This window comes from Paenibacillus sp. FSL R5-0527, assembly GCF_038008055.1.
Taxonomy (GTDB): domain Bacteria; phylum Bacillota; class Bacilli; order Paenibacillales; family Paenibacillaceae; genus Fontibacillus; species Fontibacillus macerans.
Map to the genome: position 1 here is coordinate 849,412 of NZ_JBBOYI010000001.1, position 20,031 is coordinate 869,442.

Consider the following 20,031-nt stretch of genomic DNA (forward strand, 5'->3'; position numbering starts at 1 on the left):
CCAGACAAAAGTCATCGATTATCTCGCCCCCTTATCTTCGGCCGGCTTACTTCACCGCCCGCATAAAATCGTCCAGTTTGTTGCCTTTTACGTAAATGTCCGGCTTGATGTGCGCGTTCATGATATTGTTCTGTTTGACGTTCCAATAGTGGTTTACGACATAGACTATGATGCGGTTTCGCTTGTCTTCAAAAACTACCTGGCCCACGCCTTTGTCGAAGGTGTCGCGGCCGACGACCGTGACGTTGTTCAGGTACGTTTTGAGCCCCAGGGTCAAAAGCTCGGCGGCGCTGGCCGTATTTTCGTCGACGAAAATATAGATTTTCTTGAATCCGGTATGGGACGCGTCGGAATAATAGCTGCTGGTGTAGCCGTCTGGTAAATGATCGTGCTGGTCACCAGGTCGGGCAGCAGCACGTCCAGCATGGCATTGGCGCTATAGGACAGACCGCCGCCGTTGCCGCGCAGATCGAGGACCAACGTTTTGTCTTCAGGATTCGGAATCCGGTCCAGGAGTTGAATGAATTGATCATCGGTCGTCTCCGTAAAGCTATCGAAGGCAAAGTAGTACGTATTTCCCTTTTCTTTATAAGTGATATTGTCGTCCCGAGCCGCCGTCATTTGTTCGTACGCGTCTCCATAGATCGCAAAGGTGAACCTGTCGTCCGCCAGCTTGGCGTTGTTAATCGTCCGTCCGATCTGCTCAACGGACAGGCCGGGCTGTTTCAGCTTCTCCAAGGCCTGCTCCAATTGATCGCCGCTCTTCCGGTACAGGTAATTGTCCAGGAAAAACTGGCGGACCCGCCCTCCTAGCGGTTCCTGCTTCTCTTCGAGCGAGCTTTGCACATAAAGTGCCGTCGAGTCTTCGTCGTAGATTTTCAGCGCCCGGTTGCTATACTCCTTGGCCTTCGCATCGTCCTCAAGCAGCAAATAAGCGTAGGCGATCTGCGCCAACGATTCATAATCTTCGGGGTTGAGGTTCACTGCTTGTTCGAAATAGGGGATAGCCTCCTCATAATTTTCCAGCTCAAGCTGGCATTGTCCGATGTACCAAGGAATATCAGGGTGGCTGAACGCCAGATCGGCAAGCTTTTGGCCGAACTCGACGCACCGGTAGTATCTTTTTCCCCAATCCAGCGCTTTGAGCTTGTAAATATAGCCGGTTTCGTCGGCCGGAGCCAGCTTGATCGCCCGTTCGAAATACGGGAGCGATTCGAGGTATAATCCTTGATCCAGATAGGCGTTGCCCATGGCATTATGAATTTCCGCCGCGTCCGGGCTCTTCGCGTACACCGCCTCGGCTTGGTCCAGATCCCCCTGGGCGCTGGAAGTCCAAATCAGCCATTTGTATACTTCCGGTTCGTCCGGGAACTTATTGAGCAGCCGGTTAAAATGGTCCGCCTCCGCATCGTAATCGCCGTTATCGTAGTACAGTTCGCCCAGCTTCAATTGGGCTTCGCGAAGATCGGGGAATTTTTCCCCGGCCTGCTTGTAGAACCGCTCGGTTTCTTCGAACTCCGCGGTTTCTTCCAGCAAATATCCTTTGATCATGTACCCGTCGTAGCTATCCTCATACTTCTTGAAAAAGGAATCGGCAAACTTTACCGCTTTTTCATTCCGGTCCAGCGCCAGAAGGGAGTCGATAACCATTTCCGCCGCGTCGGTATCGGACGGCACGAGCTCCAGATACTTTTTGAATTGCGCCAGCGCTTCCTCGTAGTCGCCTTCCTCGTAGGAAACCAAACCCATGCCGTAAATGGCGCTGTCGCTCCGGCTGTTCAGGGCAACGGCCTGCTTATAGCTGGCCAGCGCCTCCTCGTTCCGGTGCAGACCGTTCAGCGCGTTCCCTTTGTTGACGTACTCCACATCGGTATTGGGGAGAATCAACAAGGATTTCTCGATATAATCAAGCCCTTTGGCATAATCGCCCAATTCGTTGTAAGCCCAGCTTATATTGTTAAAAGGAGAGTCGATCAACTCCGAGCGCTCGACTTCCCGCTTCAGATCTTTAAGCTCCGGATCGAGTTTATAGACGTATTCTATGGCTTTGTTCAAAAAAGGCAAGGCGTCTTCGTACGCGCCTTCTTCGATCTTCTGGTAGCCCTTTTGGTTATTGTCGGAAATCTGCATCTCCAAACCGCTAAGCGCGGACGGGCTGTCCTGATCCAGGCATCCCCCCAGAATGCCGCCGCCCGCCAATACGGCAGCCACTACAAAAGCTCTGATTCTGCTTCGCAAAAAATCCCCTCATTCTGCCTCATTCTAAATAATAATTCTGCTAACTAATTCTGCACTTTTCTCCGATATTCCTCTTGCCTCCAAAAAACCGTTATTTTCCGCACGTATTTCCCATGGGAGGACAGCTTTACCTATGGTATACTGTGTGTTGGAGAGTTTACGACCACGTACTAAGCTGACGATATGATCTTATAACATAGAATGCATCAATTAAAAACCAGAGGAGGTGCCTTGCTTGCACGAGAAAAAACAACCGTCCGGGGATATGCGCGGGAAAGTGCTGCCGCTCTCGATGGATGCGGGCTTTTTCTTTGAGAGAGCCGTCTCTTCGTTAGACCGCTATCACTACGACAAGGCATTGAAATATTTTCGCAAAGCCGTGGAGTACGAGCCGGAAAACCCGGTGAACCACTGCAATATGGCGGGGATTCTTTCGGAGATGGGAGATTACGAGGCATCCAACGAGGTATTGGCCACCGTGCTTCGGGATATCGATCCGACCATGACGGAATGTTATTTCTACATGGCCAACAATTACGCCAATATGGACTTGTTTGAAGCGGCGGAGGAAGCGCTGGTGACGTATTTGGAGGAGGATGCCAGCGGCTATTTCCTGACCGAAGCGGAAGAGATGATGGATCTGCTCCAATACGAGCTGGATCGTCCGACCAAGCTGAAAAGCATCAAGTCGAGGGAGGGCTTGTACGAGCACGATCAGGCCAGGGCCCTGCTCGAGGAAGGCAAGTTCAACCAGGCGGTGAAGCTGCTGGAGGAACTGGTGCAAGGCCGCCCCGACTTCCTGGCCGCTCGCAACAACCTGGCGCTTGGCTATTATTACCTTGGGCATTTTGACAAGGCGATGGGTACGGTGCATGAGGTGTTGGCGCAGGATCCCGGCAACCTGCACGGGCTGTGCAATTTGGCCGTGTTTTATCAGCATGAGGGGAATCGGGAAGCGATGGAGGAACTGGCGGAACGCTTGAGCAACATCGTGCCGTTTCACCAGGAGCATGTGTTCAAGCTGGCCACGACGATGGGCATGTTGGGCCGGCACGAGGCGGCCTTCGGGCACTTCAAGCGGCTGCTGCAGAACGAAGAGATGCGCCGTGAACCCAGCGTTTCCCACTACGCGGCGGTAGCCGCTTATTACACCGGGCGGTACGCCGAGGCGCGGAGGCTGTGGCAGCACGTGAAAAGGCTCGATCCCGGCTCCTCCGTGGCCGGCTTTTATCTGGCGCAGCTGGATCAAAGCGGCGGCGGGGATGAGGCATCCAAACCGTTTTCGGTCAATTACCAGTACCTGCTGCCGTTTGAGGAGCAGCTTAAGCGTTGGGAGACATCCGAAGACGGCTTCCCTGCCGATCTCAAGGACAACCCGCTCGTCCGCTCCTCGTTCTTCTGGGCACTGCGCCACGGGGATGCGAAGACGAAGCTGCAGGTCATTCAGGCGCTGGGCCTGATCGCCGACCAGGAGGTCGAGGAAGCGCTGCAGGCTTTTTTGCTGGAGCCGGAGGAAGATGAGTACTTGAAGGATATGGCTCTGTTCGTGCTGCGCAGTCTGGGCGTGAGCAAAATGCTTCCGGTTCGCTTCGGGGCGGCCACAACGATGGTCGATCCTAGCCGCGTGACGACGAAGCTGCCGGTTTGGGAGCGCGAGTGGCAAGCGGTGATCAACCTGGCGATGAGACAGATGCGGCCCAGCTATGATCTCCAGCAGCAGCATGATATGGAGACGCTGTGGGTTGATTTTTTGACCCGGCTCTATCCGGATACGCCGAAAATTACGCACCTGGAAGGCTGGGCGGCGGCGCTGGAGTATTTGACGGCCAAAATGCACCGCCGGCCCGTAACCTATGAGCAGGTGGCGAGCAAATACAATATTTCCGCTTCGACGGCCCGCCGGTATGCTTCCCGGATCGATGAAGTGTGCGGCGTGAAAGAGAAAATCGAGGCGATTTTTCCATCGGTACGGTAGTTGCGGGGGTAAGTCGGTCCAACTTGGGGAAAACTTGTAATGGCGAATCAATGGCATGAATGGCAAGCATGGCGGATTGATTTTTTATTTCTAAGGGAACCAAGGAGGTAGACATGATGCGTAAAACGATGGTGATCGGCACCGGTCCGGCCGGACTGACGGCGGCGATTTATTTGGCGCGGGCCAATTTGAGCCCTATTGTGATTGAAGGGACGCAGCCGGGAGGGCAGTTGACCACGACGACGGAGGTGGAGAACTTCCCCGGCTTTCCGGAGGGTATCATGGGCCCCGAGCTGATGGACAATATGCGCAAGCAGGCGGAACGCTTCGGCGCCGAGTTCCGAAACGGCTGGGTGGAAGGAGTCGATTTCTCGAAACGTCCGTTTAAGGTGAAGCTTGAAGGCGGCGAGGAACTGGAGGCGGAGTCGGTCATTATCTCCACGGGCGCTTCGGCCAAGTATTTGGGCATTCCGGGCGAGCAGGACAACGTCGGGCGCGGCGTAAGCACCTGCGCGACGTGTGACGGATTTTTCTTCCGCGGCAAAAAAATCCTCGTCATTGGCGGCGGCGACTCCGCGATGGAGGAAGCGAATTTCCTGACCCGGTTTGCCACCGAGGTGACGGTGGTGCATCGGCGGGAGGAGCTGCGCGCTTCGAAAATCATGCAGGATCGCGCTAAGGGCAACGGGAAGATCAGCTGGGCGCTGAACCGTACGCCGCTTGAAGTGGTCACGGACGAAACCGGGGCCGTGAAGGGATTGAAGGTCCGCAACAACGAGGCCGGCCAGGAGGAACTGGTGGAGGCGCAAGGGGTGTTTGTGGCGATCGGCCATACGCCGAACACGAAATTCCTGGGCGGAGCGGTCGAAACCGATGATCACGGCTACATACTGGTGAAGCCGGGGACGACGGAGACGAACGTGCCGGGCGTGTTCGCCTGCGGCGACGTGCAGGACATGCGCTATCGCCAGGCGATCACGGCGGCGGGTTCGGGCTGCATGGCGGCGATGGACTGTGAGAAGTTCCTCGAAGGCAGCATGGTGCACGATTGGAGCGGAAACTAAGGGGATTGGAAGCTAAGGAGCGGGAACTAAGAGAAGTGGGATGCAAGAAAACGGAGTTTAAGATAGCGGATTTAAGAAGAGGCGCCGTTAGGCGTCTTTTTTTGGCGTGTATAAACCCGGGAGTGGCTTGAAGGAAGGGCGGCTTGACTGGATCAAATGCAAAAGTGCATTCTATTTGCGGTAAATTATTAATTTAGGGCGGTTGAAATGCAAAAGTGCATCTCATTTGAGGGTATCCGATAAAAAAGGGGGTTTTGGCCGGAAATGAACTGCAGTTTTGCATTTGACGAACCGTTTTTGGGGCATATGGGCGCATATGAAATGAACTCTTGCATTTCGTGGGGGAGGGGCTTCGCATAATTTCAGATGGTAAGATACACCTTATGCAGTCCGCCGGCCCTTAGACCGGCGGACGCATTGGCGGCCAAGCGCCGTATTGGTGTATCAGTCGGAAATGGTTGCAGTCGAGCGGAACGTTATCTTGCCGTTCTCCGCTGCAAATTCATAAATTTTACCGCGGTATTTGATGCCTTGCACGCGGCAATCGCCCCACGGCGGCAGTTTAGGGGACATTTCCCCGTTCAGCGGCGGATACAGGTTCAAACCGCCGAACAGTACGGCGGCGGCCGGCATGCCGCTCCATCCCTGCAAATCCGAACCTTTTCCGTAGACCGGGTCATAATACTCCACCGGCGTCAACCAGCCGCGCTCCAGACCATAAGTGAACCAGCGTGTCAGCGGATACTCCCAGTCGTCACGGCGATGGCGGAGCTTGGCCCAAGCGTACATCCCGCTAAGGTAAGGCCAATCGCTCCCGTTGTGATAACGAAACGGGTAGGCGGATTTTTCGACCAGATGCTGCGCGTGCGAATATTGCGGGAATACGGTCATTACTCCCCAGTCTCCGAACGGCTGTTCATCGTTGTTGCGGCTTTCCAGCCGCGCGGTCAAAATGTCCAACACCCGGCGCTGATCCGTCTCGGCGCCTATGCCGAACAGCGGAGCCAGCGACTGTTCGATGGAGACGTTGTTTTCCGTCAATCCCTCGCCGCCTACATTCAAATAATTTAGGTACCCGGTTTCGTCGCTCCAAAGATACTGGCGCAGCCCAAGCTCGAGCCGCTCTGTCTTGGCGTCCCACTGCTTGCGATCGTCTCCGTTGGCCGGCCAAGTTTCAACAAATTGCATGATTTCCGCATAACATCGGCGGGCGCGAATGTACAGCAGTACATCGTAGGCAACGATGCCCTGGCGAACCACGTTGTCGCACCAATCGCGGCGGTTGTCCGGTTTGATCATCTGCGGCAGCGCCTCATCGGTGATGCCCTCCAGCTTGCCGAGACAGAGGCTGGCCAGTTCCAGAACGGTCCGCCCGTTTACCTGTTCGCTGAGCAGGCCGGCATCATGCGTCCAGGCCAAATAGTCATGCAGCATCATCACAAAGAAGGAGGGAGAGTCATAGTGGTCCGGCCAAAACTGCTCGTAGGCTTCTTTCAACACATTGTAGATCACTGCGCTCGGGCAGGATCCGTCGGGGCCGATGCCTTGGGCTAGCGTGACGATTTCGTTTCTGACCCATTCCGGCTTAAATGGCAAAAGCGGCAGCACCGTCCAGTAACCGTCCCGGAAATAAGTCCGCGAAGGACTCTGGTAGTTCACCCCGGCATAAAAAGCGGCGAAACGCCCCCCGCTTTCCTTGTACATGGAATGAGACACGTTCAGGCAAGCGGCGACCAATGAATTGAGCGTCCGCTGGCCGCTGGCCGTAAAGCTCTCCCGCAGCCAGGCGCGGTATGACTCTGCCGCCAATTGGGCCGAGTCGGCTCCTTTGGCCAGAACTTCCGCCGCCAGCGGCTGCATACCGCCGGAAAAGGTCAGTGTGAATACGGCCGTCGCCCCGGGCTCGATCTCGTCCTTGAAGTCCAGAATCATACGCGGACCTTCCTGCTCGATATACTCAGCCTTGTGGCTGGAGGCCAAATGAATCCGGTAGTCGTCGCCAAGCTGGGCCTCCCACTGTGTCCGCGCCTCATTCCAAACTTCCTTTATCTCCATCGCCCGGTAGGTTCCGTTTTTGGCGGCCATTGCCGCCATATGGCTTTTGAGCTCCCACAGCATTCCGTGGCGCAGGTAAAGCCTGGCCGCGGCGTTACCTTCGTTTCTGAATGTAAACCGAACATACACCGCGTTGTCTTCGTCATTGCAGAATTGCTGCGCCGAGACGGCCACCCCGTCAAGCTCGGCTGAGGACCGGAAATCGATTTCCATCATTCTCCCCAGGACGCGAACCGTTTTGCGGTGTTTCGCCGGCAGCCTTCGCCCGTTAACTGACCAGGCCGTAAACCAACTGTTCTCGTTCAATATCGACCATTCGCCGGCCACTGAATACTTGGACACGCCGCCGTTGCCGTCAAACTGGGCCAGCAGGCGGCGGTTGGACACATCGTATTGGGTGATGCCGTACCAATAATGTTCCGTAACAATCGCGTGTTGGTCTGAATAAGTTCTAATTGACACTGCAAACATCTCCCATCAAATTTAATCGAAATTACTTGGAAGAACCTTGAGACAGTCCTCCGACGAAATGCTTCTGGAAAAAGAGAAACAAAATAATAATCGGCACGATGGCGATGATGGTGTAAGCGGCCATCGGCCCGATCTCGCCCATTCGTTCTCCCAATGCGCTGCGCAGGCCCACGGGGATCGTCCGCATTCCGTCCGAGGAGGTCAAGGTCAAGGCGATCAGGAATTCGTTCCATGTACGGACGAATACCAGAATCGCTGCGGCGGCCAAGCCGGGCCGAACCAGAGGCAGCAAGATAGTAAAGAAAATCCGCATCCGCGAGCAGCCGTCAATCATTGCCGCTTCTTCAATCTCCTTGGACAATCCTTCAAGGAAATCTTTCATGACGAAAATGACCATCGGAATGCCGGTCGCCGTATAAACGAGGATGATGCCCGCCAGGGAGTCAAGCAGACCGAGGGAATGCATCAGCACGTACAGCGGGATCACCGTCAGCAGAGCGGGAATCATCCGTACGGAGAAGATCGCCATGAAAATCGCGTTGCGGAACGGGAAGCTGAGTCTTCCGAGCGCATACCCTGCCAGGGAACCGACCAGCAGCGACAAAATCAGGGACACGCCGGTCACGATCAGGCTGTTCGTAAAATAAGTCACAATCGGCGAATTGACGGCAGCGCTCATATAGTTGCTCCCGGTTGGATCCTTCGGGAAAAGGGTAGGGGGAAAGCTGTTCCACTCGATCTGCGGCTTGAGGGACAGCATCAGAATCCAGAGCAGCGGAGCCAGCGAGATGATTGCCCAAGTCACGGCAGGTACATAGGTGAGCACGGCCCAAGTGCGGTTTGATCGACGTTTCATTTGTCAGCCCTCCTTCCTTCTCAGCATTCGGTAATACACGACACTCATGAACAAGTTGATCAGGAACATCAGCACGGCAATCGTCGAGCCTTTTTCAAATTGCCCTATCTTGAACGCCGTATTGTACATCTGAATGCCCAGCAGATTGGTCGATTCGAGCGGGCCGCCGGCCGTTAGGGCATACACCAGGTCAAATTCGTTAAAGGTACTGGTGGTAATCCATACCAACGTCACGAGAATCGTCGGCTTCAGCAGCGGCAGCGTAATGTACCAGAGCTGCAGCAGTTTGTTGGCTCCGTCAATCATGGAAGCTTCATAAACGTCATTTTGGATGGATTGCAGTCCGGCAAGCAGCATGATCATCGAAAACGGCATGCCAAACCACACGTTGGCGACGATGACCATATTCATGGCATTCTCCACGCCAAGCCAGGGAATCGGCTCGGAAATGACGCCGACGGACATCAGCATGTAATTAAGCAGACCGGTCCGGTCGGAGATGTAGAACAATTGGAAGATGACGGCGACCACGATCGGCGACAAGATCCATGGAATGACAATCAGGCTGCGCAGAAAACCGTTGATTCGAAACGTCTTTTTCAAACTGAGCGCTAACAGGAGGCCGAGCCCGAACTGATAGACGACAGACCAGAACGTAAACACGGCAGTTTTCCACAGCGGGAGCCAGAATACGGAGCTTCCTAGAACTTCTGCGTAATTTTTCAGACCGACAAACGTGCGGTCGAATACAAGAAATTTGCTATTGTAAAAGCTGAGGTACACGGCATAAAAAGTCGGGTAAAAAGCGAATACGCCGATAAACGCCAGCACCGGGAGCAGAAAAATGAGCGCTATCGTCCATTCCTTTTCCCATCTCCACTTCTCGGGCTTTAAAGAGGATTGTATATTGGCTTGCCTGTAAGTCCGCTCCTCCATCATGGGTGGCTCCTTTCGCTTCAAAAATAGAAGGGAGGCCCGGTTCCGGATGTCGCCGGACCTCCAAACGCGCCGTTAACGACTATTGGGGAATCTTTTTCTGCGCGTTGTCGAGCGCTTCCTGCGGCGACAGTTGACCGCCAAGGACTTGCTGAACCGCTTCGCGGTACGCCTTGGATATGACTTCGTACTTGTCCGTTTTGGCGCGCGGACGGGCGTAAGGCATAATATCGACAAAGCTTTGAAAGATCGGGTCGGAGGTGAAGACCTCGTCCTGATAAGCGGACAAGCGCATCGGCATGTTGCCGGTGCCGTTTTTGAAGATTTCGATTTCATGCTCCGGCGAGGTTACCTTTTCAATCCATTTCCAGGCCGCATCTTTGTTTTGGGAGTTGTCGAACACTACCCAGGTCCCATAACCTACCGCCGTGGCCGGACTATCGGCAGATGCGCCGTCAGGCACCGGAATGGCGGCGGAGCCGAGCTTGTCCGTCAAATTGCTCTGCCCGAGGAAATTGGCATCGCTGCGCCATTCCCAGGACCCGACGATCGCCATGGCCGCCTGACCGCTGATGATGCTGGAGGCTACTTCCTTTTTCGTTTTCATGTAGCTATCGGGAGGTGCTACTTTCTCCTTCGCCACCAGATCGGACATAAACTGCACGGTTTGCACGACCGGAGCGCTGTTCAGTGTCGGCTTGCCGCTATCGTCGACGAAATCCCCACCCAGAGCCCAGATCCAAGGCAAGGAACGCATGGACGTGTGCTCCGAGTCGCCGCCGTTCAAGGCAAAGCCGTACTGAATTCCTTCCGATTTGCCGGCTTCCATCAGTGCTTTGGCGGCAGTTACAAGGTCGCTCCAGGTTTTCGGCGGCTGTAGTCCCGTCTTTTCCAACAGATCTTTTCGATAAAGCAGCGTTCTTACGTCGCCGTCGCCGGGAATTCCATAAACCTTCCCGTCGAATACGACGGAATCCCACACTTTTTCTGGAAAATCGCTGGACCCGTCCCATCCGTTGGTATATGAGCTTAGATCCGCCAGCATGCCGGTTGCCTGGAATTCGGCCAGCCATTGTCCATCCAGGAAGGCAACGTCCGGCAGGTTGTCTGCAGATACGGCCGCGAGCAACTTGGTGCGGAGCGAATCATTAGTGATCTTTTCGATTTTCAGCTCGACGTCCGGGTTTTCGGCCTTATAATCGGCGATGACCTTGTCCATCGGTCCGCTAATTTCGGCTTTGTATGGGTCCGCCCAATCCCAAATCACAAGCTCTTTCTTGTTATCCCCAGCCGAACTGCCGGGGTTTCCAGAACTGCCGGGATTGGAACCGCATCCCGTTAGGGTCAATGAACCTGCCAAAATGAGACTTGCCAAGGTGATCCATAATCTTCTTTTCATCCTTGATTCCTCCCTAGAATGGATGTTTTCAATCTCTTCACTGCACCAGCAACGGCGCCGATCGCGCCCGCTTCATTGCCCAGCTTGGCCGGAACGATCGTCGCTTCGATCGGCGTAAACCCCCTGACTTTCGAACGAACGGCATCTAAATAGACATTGCCCGCTTCTGCTACACCACCTCCAATCACGACTAAAGCAGGATTTAATATGGAAATGGCATTGGCGATGCCGATAGCCATATGGGTAACCGGCTCTTCCAGAATGCTCCAGGCCACCTCATCTCCTTGCGCCGCTGCTTGGAGAACATGCTTCGCGTCGATACGGGATATATCGCCCTGCACCAGATCGAGGATGGGCGATTTTCGCTCCCGGGCGGTGAAAAATTGCCGCGCCCGCTGGCCGATCGCCGTTCCCGAAGCCGTCTGTTCAAAATGACCGAATCGGATTTCCGGTTTCGCTTGTGTTGCAGCGGATTCTGGAGCGGGAGCTTCAATCACAAAATAGCCCAGTTCACCGGCCGAATGCGCGGAGCCTTTGTACAACTCGTCGTTCAACACCAGCGCGCCGCCGATTCCAGTGCCGACCGTGACCATGAGAAAGTGTTGAGCACCGGCCGCCGCACCGCGCCATTTTTCCCCCATCGCGGCTACATTGACATCATTGTCCAGATACAACGGGCCCTTAAAAAACTTGCGGATGCTTTCCTTCACATTGGCACGGACCCAAGGGAATGCCGGAGCATTGGTTAGAACCCCTGTCTCCTCGTCCACAACTCCCGGGAAACCGAAGCCCATGCCCGCGATCGCTTCGCTGCCTTGTCCCGTTTCCTTCGCCATCGCTTCGATCTCGCCAATCAGCCTTTGAAAGAAAACATCGGGATCGGCATCCGGCGATGTGGCGATTTTTCGTTTTGACAGCACCTTGCCCGTCAGATCGGACAGGATCAGCAAGGTTTTAGTTCCGCCGACATCAATGCCGGCAATCAGTATTTCCGGGGTGGATTCATTCAGCAACATTATCCCTCGCTTTGTTCGCTAGTAAGTTGTCTTTAATGTATTCCAGGGTATGGGCAACCGCTGTTTGGATCGCTCCTTTCAGCACCGATTTGCTGCGCAGCGCCGTGCATTTCAGTTCGGGCTTATCCTTAAATTCCGCCGCGATGATCTCTTTCAGAAAAGGAAGCATAACCTCGCCGTTCTCTCCGACTGAACCGCCGAGCACGACCAGCCGGGGAGCCAAAACAACGCAAAGGTTATGGATCCCTCTCGCTACGATTCGGCTGTACTCCCCGATGATTTGCAGTGCCGCCGGGTCTTCGCTCCGCGCTGCCGCGAATATATCCGCCGTCTCCATCTGCGCATGCCCCCGCAGTACGGATGGAATATCGTCCCGGCGCAACACGGCTTCGGCGAGCGAGAACAGCCCGGCTTCGGAGATGCGTTCCTCCAGCCTGACATCCGGCTCGATCAGCATCTCGCCGAATTCGCCAGCTGCCCCGCCGAGCCCGCGCAGCAGCTTGCCGTCAATCATCAGGCCGGCGCCGATCCCGGCATCGAGTGACAAATAAGCGAACAAGCTGCTTCCCGCCGCTGCCCCTTCCTTAAATTCCGCGAGCGCTGCCAGGTTCACGTCATTTTCCAAAATAATGCGGCAGGGAAACACCCGAGCCAAGGAAGCCTTGCTGAGATGCTTCTCAAGTCCGCGGAGCTTCGAAACCATAATCGACAGCTCGCCTTGTTCGTCCACCACGGCGGGGACGCCAATCGCCATATGGATCACTTTATTCCAACCGATCCCTTGACCGGACAAGAGCGCCTCGGCCTTAGCCTTCAGTTCTGCCGTCAGTGAAGCTGGCTCATTCGTGTCCCGAATAGCGTACTGGTGCTCCGCCATCGTTTCGCCAAGGAGGTTCGATAGGGCTAAGTGAATGTGATCGGCGGCGATCTCTGCGGCCAGCGCATAATGGCTTGAGCCATTAAATTCGATCAATGTCGGCTTTCTCCCAGGTCCACTCTCGCCGTGGCCCACCTCCCTGATTAAACCGGAAGCGAGAAGGTTGGCGATGGCCGAGGACACTGTAGGCTTGCTGAGCCCGGTAATTCGACTGAGGTCCGCTCTGGAGAGCCGTCCATGCTGAAGAATAAATTCCAAGGCAATCGTTTCGTTCATGCTTCTGATTAATTGCGGATTCCCGATCGTCGCATTTTTCATCGTGTCTAGCTCCATTTCTTTTCACTTTAATTAGTAATATTTACTAACTAATATGGATTTCGATCAGTTAGTAAAGAAACTTTACTTATTGTACAAAAAAATATACTTTTCTCTTGGCCTTTTTTAATTTTAAAAATATTATAGAGGCCAAAATTTCATTATGTCAATATATTTTACATGATAATCTTTAAAACAATAGATTTTCAGAAAATTGGGTGAAAATATGTTAGAAAACATTACATTATTTCTGAAATTTCATCTTTTTTTCAAAAATGAATGCGCATACAAATTAAAGACCTTCCTTCGGGCGTACGGCATGTCTTTCTTGGTCACAATCCTCGGGACAGTGGACGGATTCCTGATGTCTAGCATGCTGGCTTACAGGCGCTATGAAAAGGCAAGGGGTAGCTGCAACGGACCTGAATAACGCTCCAAAACAGGGGGAGTAAAAATTGTAAACGGACCGAACAGACCTTATTTCCTTCAAATTCGCTCTAGTGGCCTAAATTGGAGCCCAATAAAGGCTGCTGAGTCCGTTTCAGCGGGAAATCCCGGGAAATGAGGGATAAGGTTGTTACGGCCCGTTAGCGGTTGACACGTGGATGCAGACGGGGGCCGAAGCCGTCTTTTCGAAAAGCGTGTTGGTGTCTGAGGCCTTTACAAGTAAGAGCGCCGTTAATAGTTGGCCGTTAAACGGCCTTCCGGCGGAAATACAGGATGCCCGCGGCGAGAAAAATCAGGAAGCTGCCCAGCACTGTGATAAGCAGGTTTTCTATGGGCAGATTAAACGCCCCGTAGTCGGCTTCCCCTTTCGGCATCATCGCCAGAATCGGCTGGGCCCACGGATAAAACGGAGCGACTTTGTCCGAGTTGACGATCAGCATGTTCGGAATCGTCAGCGAGACGTTGACGGCGAGCGGGGCGGCAAAGCTGGACCAGGCCAGCGAGACGCCGAGCTGCAGCGCCACCAGCGGCAGGCAGGCGACCAGGCCGCCGATCAGGCTGACGGCGATCATGCTCCACGGAATCGGCCAAGCGAGGCCTTGCACCTGAGAGACGATCAGCAGCATGACCAGAAAGATAAGCTGGGTCGCCGCCAACAAGGAAATCACGACGGTAAATTTGGCCATATAAACGGCCGGGCGTGAAACGGGCAGGACGAGCAGCTGTTTCCAGCCGCCGCCGGTATGCTCGTAGCGGCAGATGAACGAAGCGAACAATCCGGCCATGATCGGCAGAAACAGCATAGCGTGCAGCATGGACATCCCGCCGAGGAGCGCCGGCCAGGCGTCGGCCCCGTCCGGCAGGTTCATGAGAAGGCCGATCAGGGTGGATAGCAGGGGGCTGGCGAGCAATACCAGCCAAAGGCGGGAACGCGACATTTTGAGCCGCTCCGCGGCAAGCACGTTCAGAAACGTTTTCATGTCAATCCACATCCTTTCGGTTGAAATGAACGAGTCCGGCCAGCAAAATCACCGCGCCGACGGCGATGCCTAGCGCCACGAACCATTCGCGATGCGGACCAAGATACCCGAACACCGGCCAGTTGAGCGGGAACCACTCGGACAGGTCCAGCGTAAACGGGGATACGAGCGACAGGACCACGCCAAGCGATACGGGCAGCGACGGGTTGCGGTAAGTGAGCGAAAGCCAGAGCTGCAATGCGAGCAAGGGCAGCGCGGCGAACAGCGGGAAAAACCCGATCCGCGCCAAATCCGCCAGAGGTATTCCATTCAGGGCGAAGCCAAAAACAAGGCCGAGGATTATCGTGGCGATCGGCAGCAAAATGCAGGAAACGGACAGCAGCAGCAAACAGAGCAGGAACTTGGCGCCGAATACGGCCGTGCGGGAAATCGGCAAAGCCAGCAGCTGTTTCCAGGAGCTTAGTTGATGCTCGACATTCGCCACCAGGGAACTGACCAGCGTGCAGCCGAGAAACAGGGCGATCGGGACGAACCCGGAAATGTTTTTTAACAGTCCTCCCCAAGGGTCGTCGGCGTACCTCTTCATCAAATAGTCGAAGCGGAGTCCGAAATTCAGCGCCTGCATGGCTACGAGCCCGAGCGGGGCGAGAAAGATCAGGAACCATATGCCTTTGCGGCGGATTTTCAGAAAGTCCGCCGACAATGCGCGCAGCATCATAGGGAGCTCCCCTCCCCGACGATCCGCATGAAGATGTCCTCCAGGGACTTTTTCTTTTGCTCGACCCGGTAGACGGCGTGCCCGTTCTCCACCAGGGCTTTCACCAAACGGGCGACCTGCGCGTCAGCCAGGCCGGGGAACTTGAGCGTACCGTCCTGTAGTTTCCCGACCGTCCCCAAATCGCGGGCGATCCACAGGGCCGCATCGGGCTCGGAGACGACCAGCTCCATATCGTGCGCCGCAGTGAGGCGCAGGTTGTCGATCGTGTCCTGGAACACCATCTGGCCCTGACGGATAATGCCGACCGTATTCGCCATCAGCTCCATTTCCCCGAGCAGGTGGCTGGAGACGAGCACGGTGATGCCGTACTGCTTCGGCATGTTTTTGATCAGCTCGCGGATTTCGTGGATCCCGGTCGGGTCAAGGCCATTCGTCGGCTCGTCCAAAATAAGCAGCTCGGGGCTGCCCAGCAGGGCGGCGGCGATGCCAAGCCGCTGCTTCATGCCGAGCGAGAAGCCCTTGACCGGGCGGCGCGCTTCGCCGCGCAGCGAGACGATGTCGAGCACTTCGTCGATGCGCGATTTCGGCACCTCGAGAATGCGGCGGATCGCTTCCAGATTGTCGATCGCGCTCAAATGCCCGTAATAGGACGGCGATTCCACCAGAGACCCGATCTTGCGCAAAATAGCCAGTTTGTCTTTGCGCAGGTCTTTGCCGAACATGCGGATCGTCCCGGCCGTCGGCTGGATCAGCCCGAGGAGCATCCGGATCGTCGTCGTTTTCCCGGCCCCGTTGGGCCCAAGGAAACCGTAGATGTCGCCTTTGGCGATTTTCAGACTTAAATCGTCCACCGCGGCGCGGCCGCGGTATTTTTTCGTTAAACCTTCCGTTTGAATGATCAGTTCATTCACGATTTATCACCTCGGGAAACATGATACCGCGATGAGTTTAAACGGGAAGGTGGGGCAAGTTTAAGTTTTGTTTAAATGTTGCGGAAGCGGCCGGCCGGGAAAAATGTATACGCGCGTGCCCGCGCTCGAAGACTCCGTCTCCCGCGCCAGGCCCATTTCCCGGAGCAGCAGGTCGACGATCTGCAGGCCGAGACCGGCCCCTCCGGAGGGCGAATCGGCGTTCATGCCCGGGCCGCGGTCGCTGATCGCCAGGGCGATGGCCTCCCCGCGCGGCTGCAAGGAGATGCCGACATAACCGCCGGAGCGGGCGTACCGCACCAGGTTCTGGAACAGGTTATCCAGGACGCGGCGGAAGCCCTGGGCGTCGACGTTCCAATATAAAGGCTGATCCGGCAGCTCGATGTCGGCGGCGATGCCTTCTTTTTCCCAGAGCGGATACCAGGCCGCCGCGCTTTCCCGCACGAGCCGCAGCACGTCGAGTTTTTCCGGCGACATGGCGTACCTGCCCGAAGAGAGCAGGCTGTAAGACAGCAAATGATCCATCAGGCCGGACAGGTCGCCTAGTTTGGCTTCCATCAGAGCCAGCGATTGCCGGCCTTGTTCCGTCAAAGGCTCTTTGCGCAGCGTGTACAGATGGCTTCCGAGCACGGTCAACGGTGTCCGCAAATCGTGGGACAACTGGCTGATCAAGTTTTTGCGCAGATCCTCTTCTTCGCGCTCCCGCTGGCGGCTGTCCTGAAGCTCGTACACCATATGGTTGAAGGCCTGCTCGAGCCGGCCGATTTCGTCCGGCCGTCCTTCCTTGATCGGGGACGGCAGCCCGGAGGGGCCGGGGTGCGTCATGCCGGCTTCCAGGCGCAGCAGTCTTTTGCGGATATTGCGAAAAAACAAATACGACAGCAGCACGAAACAGGCCAGCATGATGCCGAGGAACACGCCGTAAAACCGGCCGTCGTTCCGGTCCGAAATGTCCCTGGTCATGAGTCTGCGCGGGAGTTCGAACACCATAAATCCCTGGTTCGCCTGCTCGTCCCCGCCAATAAAGGCCACGACGGTAAACGGGTCGGCATTGACCCGCTTTTTCATAAAGGCGATCGTATCTTCCAGCGTCCACTTGGCCGGCACATTTGCTTGCTTGGGGACTTGCAGCCGGGTTGTTCCGGATGAATCCACCCAATACAGCGCGGCGTCCGGATACTGCCCTTTCCATGCTTTGAGCCGGGCGTCGATCGTCTCCGGGCCGGCATCCCGCAGCGCTGCCGCTTCCTTGTGCCAGGCCGTTTCAATATCAAGCCCCCTGCCGTAATAGGGGCGCGTGGCATCGCCGGTTTGCGGGGGATACAGCAAAATGTTGACGCCCCAGGAAGCGAGAAAGCTGATCGGAATGAGAACGGGGATAAGAACTAACGCCATCATCAAGATCAGGACGTAACCGGTAAGCAGCGATTTCCGGTATTTTCGGACGGGGCGCAGCTTCATGCTCTCACCCGGTAGCCGATGCCGCGGATCGTCTCGATGACTTCGGGATTGGCCGGGTCGCGTTCCAGCTTCTCGCGCAGGTGGCGGATATGGACCATCAGCGTTTTATCTCCATCGAAATACGGCTCGCCCCAGACGGCTTCGTAAATTTGTTCCTTGGTCATAATCTGCCCGAGATGGCGCAGCAGGTAGGTGAAAATGTGAAACTGCTTGCCGGTAAGAACGATTTCTTCGCCGTTGTCCTCGTTGATGATCCGGTTTTCTTTTTCATACACGAGCAGATGTTTGATCTGCAGCGTTTCTTCGGCCGGGCTGCCGCTGCGGCGCAGCAGCACCTCGATCCGGGCGGCCAGCTCGTCCGGGTGGAACGGCTTGGTCAAGTAATCGTCCGCGAACCGCAGCCCCTGCAGCTTGTCGTCGATCGAGGTGCGCGCGGACAACATCAGCACCGGCAGGTTCGGGAACCGTTCTTTGATCCGGCTGCCGACGGTGAAGCCGTCGAGCCCCGGCAGCATTACGTCGAGAATGACGAGCTGGCAGTCCGCGGCTTGCTCCACCGCCCCCTCCCCGTTAGTCAGCCAGGTGACTTTAAAGCCCCGCTCGCGCAGGTTTTGGCTGACCCACTCTCCGATTTCGATATCGTCTTCTATGTATAACAAATTGACATTTGGCATCAAAAACCCCTCCTGTCTCTATTGTGTCAAAATCGCTTTGAAAAAGAAACAGCGCGAAATCCCTTGGGGTTTGTGATCGGAATCACAAGACCCGGTATGGCCTCGTGTTACTTTTTAGTTGTGAGAATGTTTATCACTAAAATTTGAAACAGCCAAGCTGATCTAAATAAAAAAGAGGAGGAACCGGAGATGAGCGAGTTGATCAACAACCGGGAATACGGCGCGAACCGGGGGGATGGCGAGCCGGAGCAGCGCCGCCGGCAGGAACTGCTGAAGCAAATCATTAAAGAGCTGCATCAGGGGAAAAGCGTGGATGAGGTAAAAGCGCGGTTTGAAGTGGCGGTCGGTGACGTGACGGTCGCGGAAATTTCGGCGTTGGAGCATGCTTTGATGGAGGAAGAAGGCATTCCGGTGGCGGAAGTGCAGCGCCTTTGCTCGGTGCATACGGCGATTTTCAAGGGCTCGATCGAGGAAATCCACCGTTCGGCGAAGCCGGAGGAGCAGCCCGGGCACCCGGTGCATACCTTCAAGCTGGAAAACCGCGAGGTTGAACGGCTGGTCAATTTCAAGCTGCGGCTCCATCTCGATAAATTCCGGAAGGAGGATAAGGAGGAGCTCGTTTTTAAGCTGCTGGACGATTTAAACCTGCTGTTGGACCTGGACAAACATTACAGCCGCAAGGAAAATCTGCTGTTCCCCTATCTTGAGAAGTACGGGATTTACGGGCCGACCAAGGTGATGTGGGGCGTCGATGATGGCATCCGCGCCATGATCAAGGAAACCAAAGCCAAGCTGGCCAGCGGAAGCGCCGATAAGAATGGGTTCGCCGATGCCGATAAAGAAACGGTTTGCATCGACCTGGAGCGGATCATCACGGAAGTAAATGAGATGATCTTTAAGGAAGAAAATATTTTGCTCCCGATGGCTCTGGAGAAGCTGACCGAAGACGAGTGGGTCAAAATCGCCCGGGAAAGCGATGTGATCGGGTATTGTTTGACGGCGCCCGAGCAGGAATGGGTCCCGGAAAGGGTACCGCTGGAGTCCGGTGACGGCGATGCCGGGGAAGGCGGTCTGGAGGGCGGCGTGTTGGCGGAGCAGGGGCATGGCGTGCCGCAAGGGTACGTCAAATTCGACACCGGTATCCTGTCCATGGAGCAGCTGGAAGCGGTGATGAATCATTTGCCGGTTGACCTGACGTTTATCGACGAGAACGACGTGGTCCGGTACTTTTCCCACGGTAAAGAGCGCATCTTCGCCCGGACCAAAGCCGTGATCGGCCGCACCGTGCAGAACTGCCATCCGCCGCAAAGCGTGCATGTGGTCAACCAGCTGCTGGAGGATTTCAAGGCCGGCCGTAAGGACGTCGAGGATTTTTGGATTCCGGTCAAAGACAAGTTCGTCTATATCCGGTATTTTGCGGTGAGAAGCGAGGACGGCCGTTACCTGGGCACGTTGGAGTTTACGCAAAACATCGCCCCGATCCGCGCTTTGGAAGGGCAAAAACGAATTTTGTCCTGACCCGTCTCGGGTAAGGTTTGTTCATAAATAGCTTGACGGTGAAGCCCCTGATGTTCGCGCCTTCGCGAATGCCGGGGCTTTTTGCTTAGAGTGGAGCAGGCG

General features: G+C 55.5%; 16 protein-coding genes. 3 read left to right on the top strand and 13 right to left on the bottom strand.

The genetic code is table 11. The features are described from left to right. Window positions 1–46 precede the first annotated feature (46 nt). Together NYE69_RS03915 and NYE69_RS03920 are read right to left on the bottom strand one after the other, a co-directional pair. Window positions 47–322, bottom strand: coding sequence for a S41 family peptidase (locus NYE69_RS03915; RefSeq protein WP_340930265.1), 276 nt, complete (start codon window positions 320–322; stop codon window positions 47–49). Next, a complete protein-coding gene (locus NYE69_RS03920; RefSeq protein ID WP_328270049.1) occupies window positions 274–2,238 on the bottom strand; it encodes a tetratricopeptide repeat protein in 1,965 nt (654 codons plus the stop codon). The genes NYE69_RS03915 and NYE69_RS03920 overlap by 49 nt, the downstream gene beginning before the upstream one ends. A gap of 235 nt (window positions 2,239–2,473) precedes the next feature. Between NYE69_RS03920 and NYE69_RS03925 the strand changes: the two genes are divergently transcribed. Both NYE69_RS03925 and trxB read left to right on the top strand, forming a co-directional pair. Next, on the top strand, window positions 2,474–4,213 hold the full coding sequence (locus tag NYE69_RS03925; RefSeq protein ID WP_445744745.1) for a tetratricopeptide repeat protein: 1,740 nt from the start codon (window positions 2,474–2,476) through the stop codon (window positions 4,211–4,213). Between the two features lie 116 nt (window positions 4,214–4,329). Beyond that, on the top strand, window positions 4,330–5,277 hold the full coding sequence (gene trxB, locus NYE69_RS03930) for a thioredoxin-disulfide reductase (RefSeq protein WP_340930269.1): 948 nt from the start codon (window positions 4,330–4,332) through the stop codon (window positions 5,275–5,277). Window positions 5,278–5,721: 444 nt separating this feature from the next. Here trxB and NYE69_RS03935 read toward each other — a convergent pair whose 3' ends face one another. The 11 genes from NYE69_RS03935 to NYE69_RS03985 all read right to left on the bottom strand — a co-directional run bounded on the left by NYE69_RS03935 (window position 5,722) and on the right by NYE69_RS03985 (window position 18,411). Continuing rightward, on the bottom strand, window positions 5,722–7,794 hold the full coding sequence (locus NYE69_RS03935; RefSeq protein ID WP_051985799.1) for a hypothetical protein: 2,073 nt from the start codon (window positions 7,792–7,794) through the stop codon (window positions 5,722–5,724). A gap of 31 nt (window positions 7,795–7,825) precedes the next feature. Further along, window positions 7,826–8,659 carry a carbohydrate ABC transporter permease gene (locus tag NYE69_RS03940; RefSeq protein ID WP_051985798.1) on the bottom strand — a complete coding sequence of 278 codons (834 nt, stop codon included), beginning with the start codon at window positions 8,657–8,659 and terminating at the stop codon, window positions 7,826–7,828. Window positions 8,660–8,662: 3 nt separating this feature from the next. Beyond that, window positions 8,663–9,595, bottom strand: coding sequence for a carbohydrate ABC transporter permease (locus NYE69_RS03945; RefSeq protein WP_340924159.1), 933 nt, complete (start codon window positions 9,593–9,595; stop codon window positions 8,663–8,665). A gap of 82 nt (window positions 9,596–9,677) precedes the next feature. Next, window positions 9,678–10,994, bottom strand: a complete 1,317-nt coding sequence (locus tag NYE69_RS03950) for an ABC transporter substrate-binding protein (RefSeq protein WP_036627156.1) — start codon at window positions 10,992–10,994, stop codon at window positions 9,678–9,680. Further along, window positions 10,991–12,010 (bottom strand): ROK family protein, encoded by a 1,020-nt coding sequence (locus NYE69_RS03955; protein ID WP_051985797.1) that lies wholly within the window; start codon window positions 12,008–12,010, stop codon window positions 10,991–10,993. Before NYE69_RS03955 ends, NYE69_RS03950 begins: the two co-directional genes overlap by 4 nt. Then, a complete protein-coding gene (locus tag NYE69_RS03960) occupies window positions 11,997–13,205 on the bottom strand; it encodes an ROK family transcriptional regulator (protein ID WP_036627155.1) in 1,209 nt (402 codons plus the stop codon). The genes NYE69_RS03955 and NYE69_RS03960 overlap by 14 nt, the downstream gene beginning before the upstream one ends. 689 nt (window positions 13,206–13,894) lie before the next feature. Continuing rightward, window positions 13,895–14,629 carry an ABC transporter permease gene (locus NYE69_RS03965; protein ID WP_036627153.1) on the bottom strand — a complete coding sequence of 245 codons (735 nt, stop codon included), beginning with the start codon at window positions 14,627–14,629 and terminating at the stop codon, window positions 13,895–13,897. A gap of 1 nt (window position 14,630) precedes the next feature. After that, window positions 14,631–15,347, bottom strand: a complete 717-nt coding sequence (locus NYE69_RS03970; protein WP_036627152.1) for an ABC transporter permease — start codon at window positions 15,345–15,347, stop codon at window positions 14,631–14,633. Continuing rightward, window positions 15,344–16,258 carry an ABC transporter ATP-binding protein gene (locus tag NYE69_RS03975; RefSeq protein WP_036627151.1) on the bottom strand — a complete coding sequence of 305 codons (915 nt, stop codon included), beginning with the start codon at window positions 16,256–16,258 and terminating at the stop codon, window positions 15,344–15,346. Before NYE69_RS03975 ends, NYE69_RS03970 begins: the two co-directional genes overlap by 4 nt. A gap of 60 nt (window positions 16,259–16,318) precedes the next feature. Further along, entirely contained in the window at window positions 16,319–17,737 is a 1,419-nt protein-coding gene (locus NYE69_RS03980) for a sensor histidine kinase (protein ID WP_340924168.1), read from the bottom strand. Beyond that, window positions 17,734–18,411 carry a response regulator transcription factor gene (locus NYE69_RS03985; RefSeq protein WP_340924171.1) on the bottom strand — a complete coding sequence of 226 codons (678 nt, stop codon included), beginning with the start codon at window positions 18,409–18,411 and terminating at the stop codon, window positions 17,734–17,736. The genes NYE69_RS03980 and NYE69_RS03985 overlap by 4 nt, the downstream gene beginning before the upstream one ends. 189 nt (window positions 18,412–18,600) lie before the next feature. Between NYE69_RS03985 and NYE69_RS03990 the strand changes: the two genes are divergently transcribed. Continuing rightward, window positions 18,601–19,929, top strand: a complete 1,329-nt coding sequence (locus NYE69_RS03990; protein WP_340924174.1) for a DUF438 domain-containing protein — start codon at window positions 18,601–18,603, stop codon at window positions 19,927–19,929. Window positions 19,930–20,031 lie beyond the last annotated feature (102 nt).

Coding starts and splice junctions, on each gene's coding strand:
- trxB (WP_340930269.1), top strand. CDS start 4,330: ATGCGTAAAACGATGGTGATCGGCACCGGTCCGGCCGGACTGACGGCG.
- NYE69_RS03940 (WP_051985798.1), bottom strand. CDS start 8,659: ATGAAACGTCGATCAAACCGCACTTGGGCCGTGCTCACCTATGTACCT.
- NYE69_RS03945 (WP_340924159.1), bottom strand. CDS start 9,595: ATGGAGGAGCGGACTTACAGGCAAGCCAATATACAATCCTCTTTAAAG.
- NYE69_RS03950 (WP_036627156.1), bottom strand. CDS start 10,994: ATGAAAAGAAGATTATGGATCACCTTGGCAAGTCTCATTTTGGCAGGT.
- NYE69_RS03955 (WP_051985797.1), bottom strand. CDS start 12,010: ATGTTGCTGAATGAATCCACCCCGGAAATACTGATTGCCGGCATTGAT.
- NYE69_RS03960 (WP_036627155.1), bottom strand. CDS start 13,205: ATGAAAAATGCGACGATCGGGAATCCGCAATTAATCAGAAGCATGAAC.
- NYE69_RS03965 (WP_036627153.1), bottom strand. CDS start 14,629: ATGAAAACGTTTCTGAACGTGCTTGCCGCGGAGCGGCTCAAAATGTCG.
- NYE69_RS03970 (WP_036627152.1), bottom strand. CDS start 15,347: ATGATGCTGCGCGCATTGTCGGCGGACTTTCTGAAAATCCGCCGCAAA.
- NYE69_RS03980 (WP_340924168.1), bottom strand. CDS start 17,737: ATGAAGCTGCGCCCCGTCCGAAAATACCGGAAATCGCTGCTTACCGGT.
- NYE69_RS03985 (WP_340924171.1), bottom strand. CDS start 18,411: ATGCCAAATGTCAATTTGTTATACATAGAAGACGATATCGAAATCGGA.
- NYE69_RS03990 (WP_340924174.1), top strand. CDS start 18,601: ATGAGCGAGTTGATCAACAACCGGGAATACGGCGCGAACCGGGGGGAT.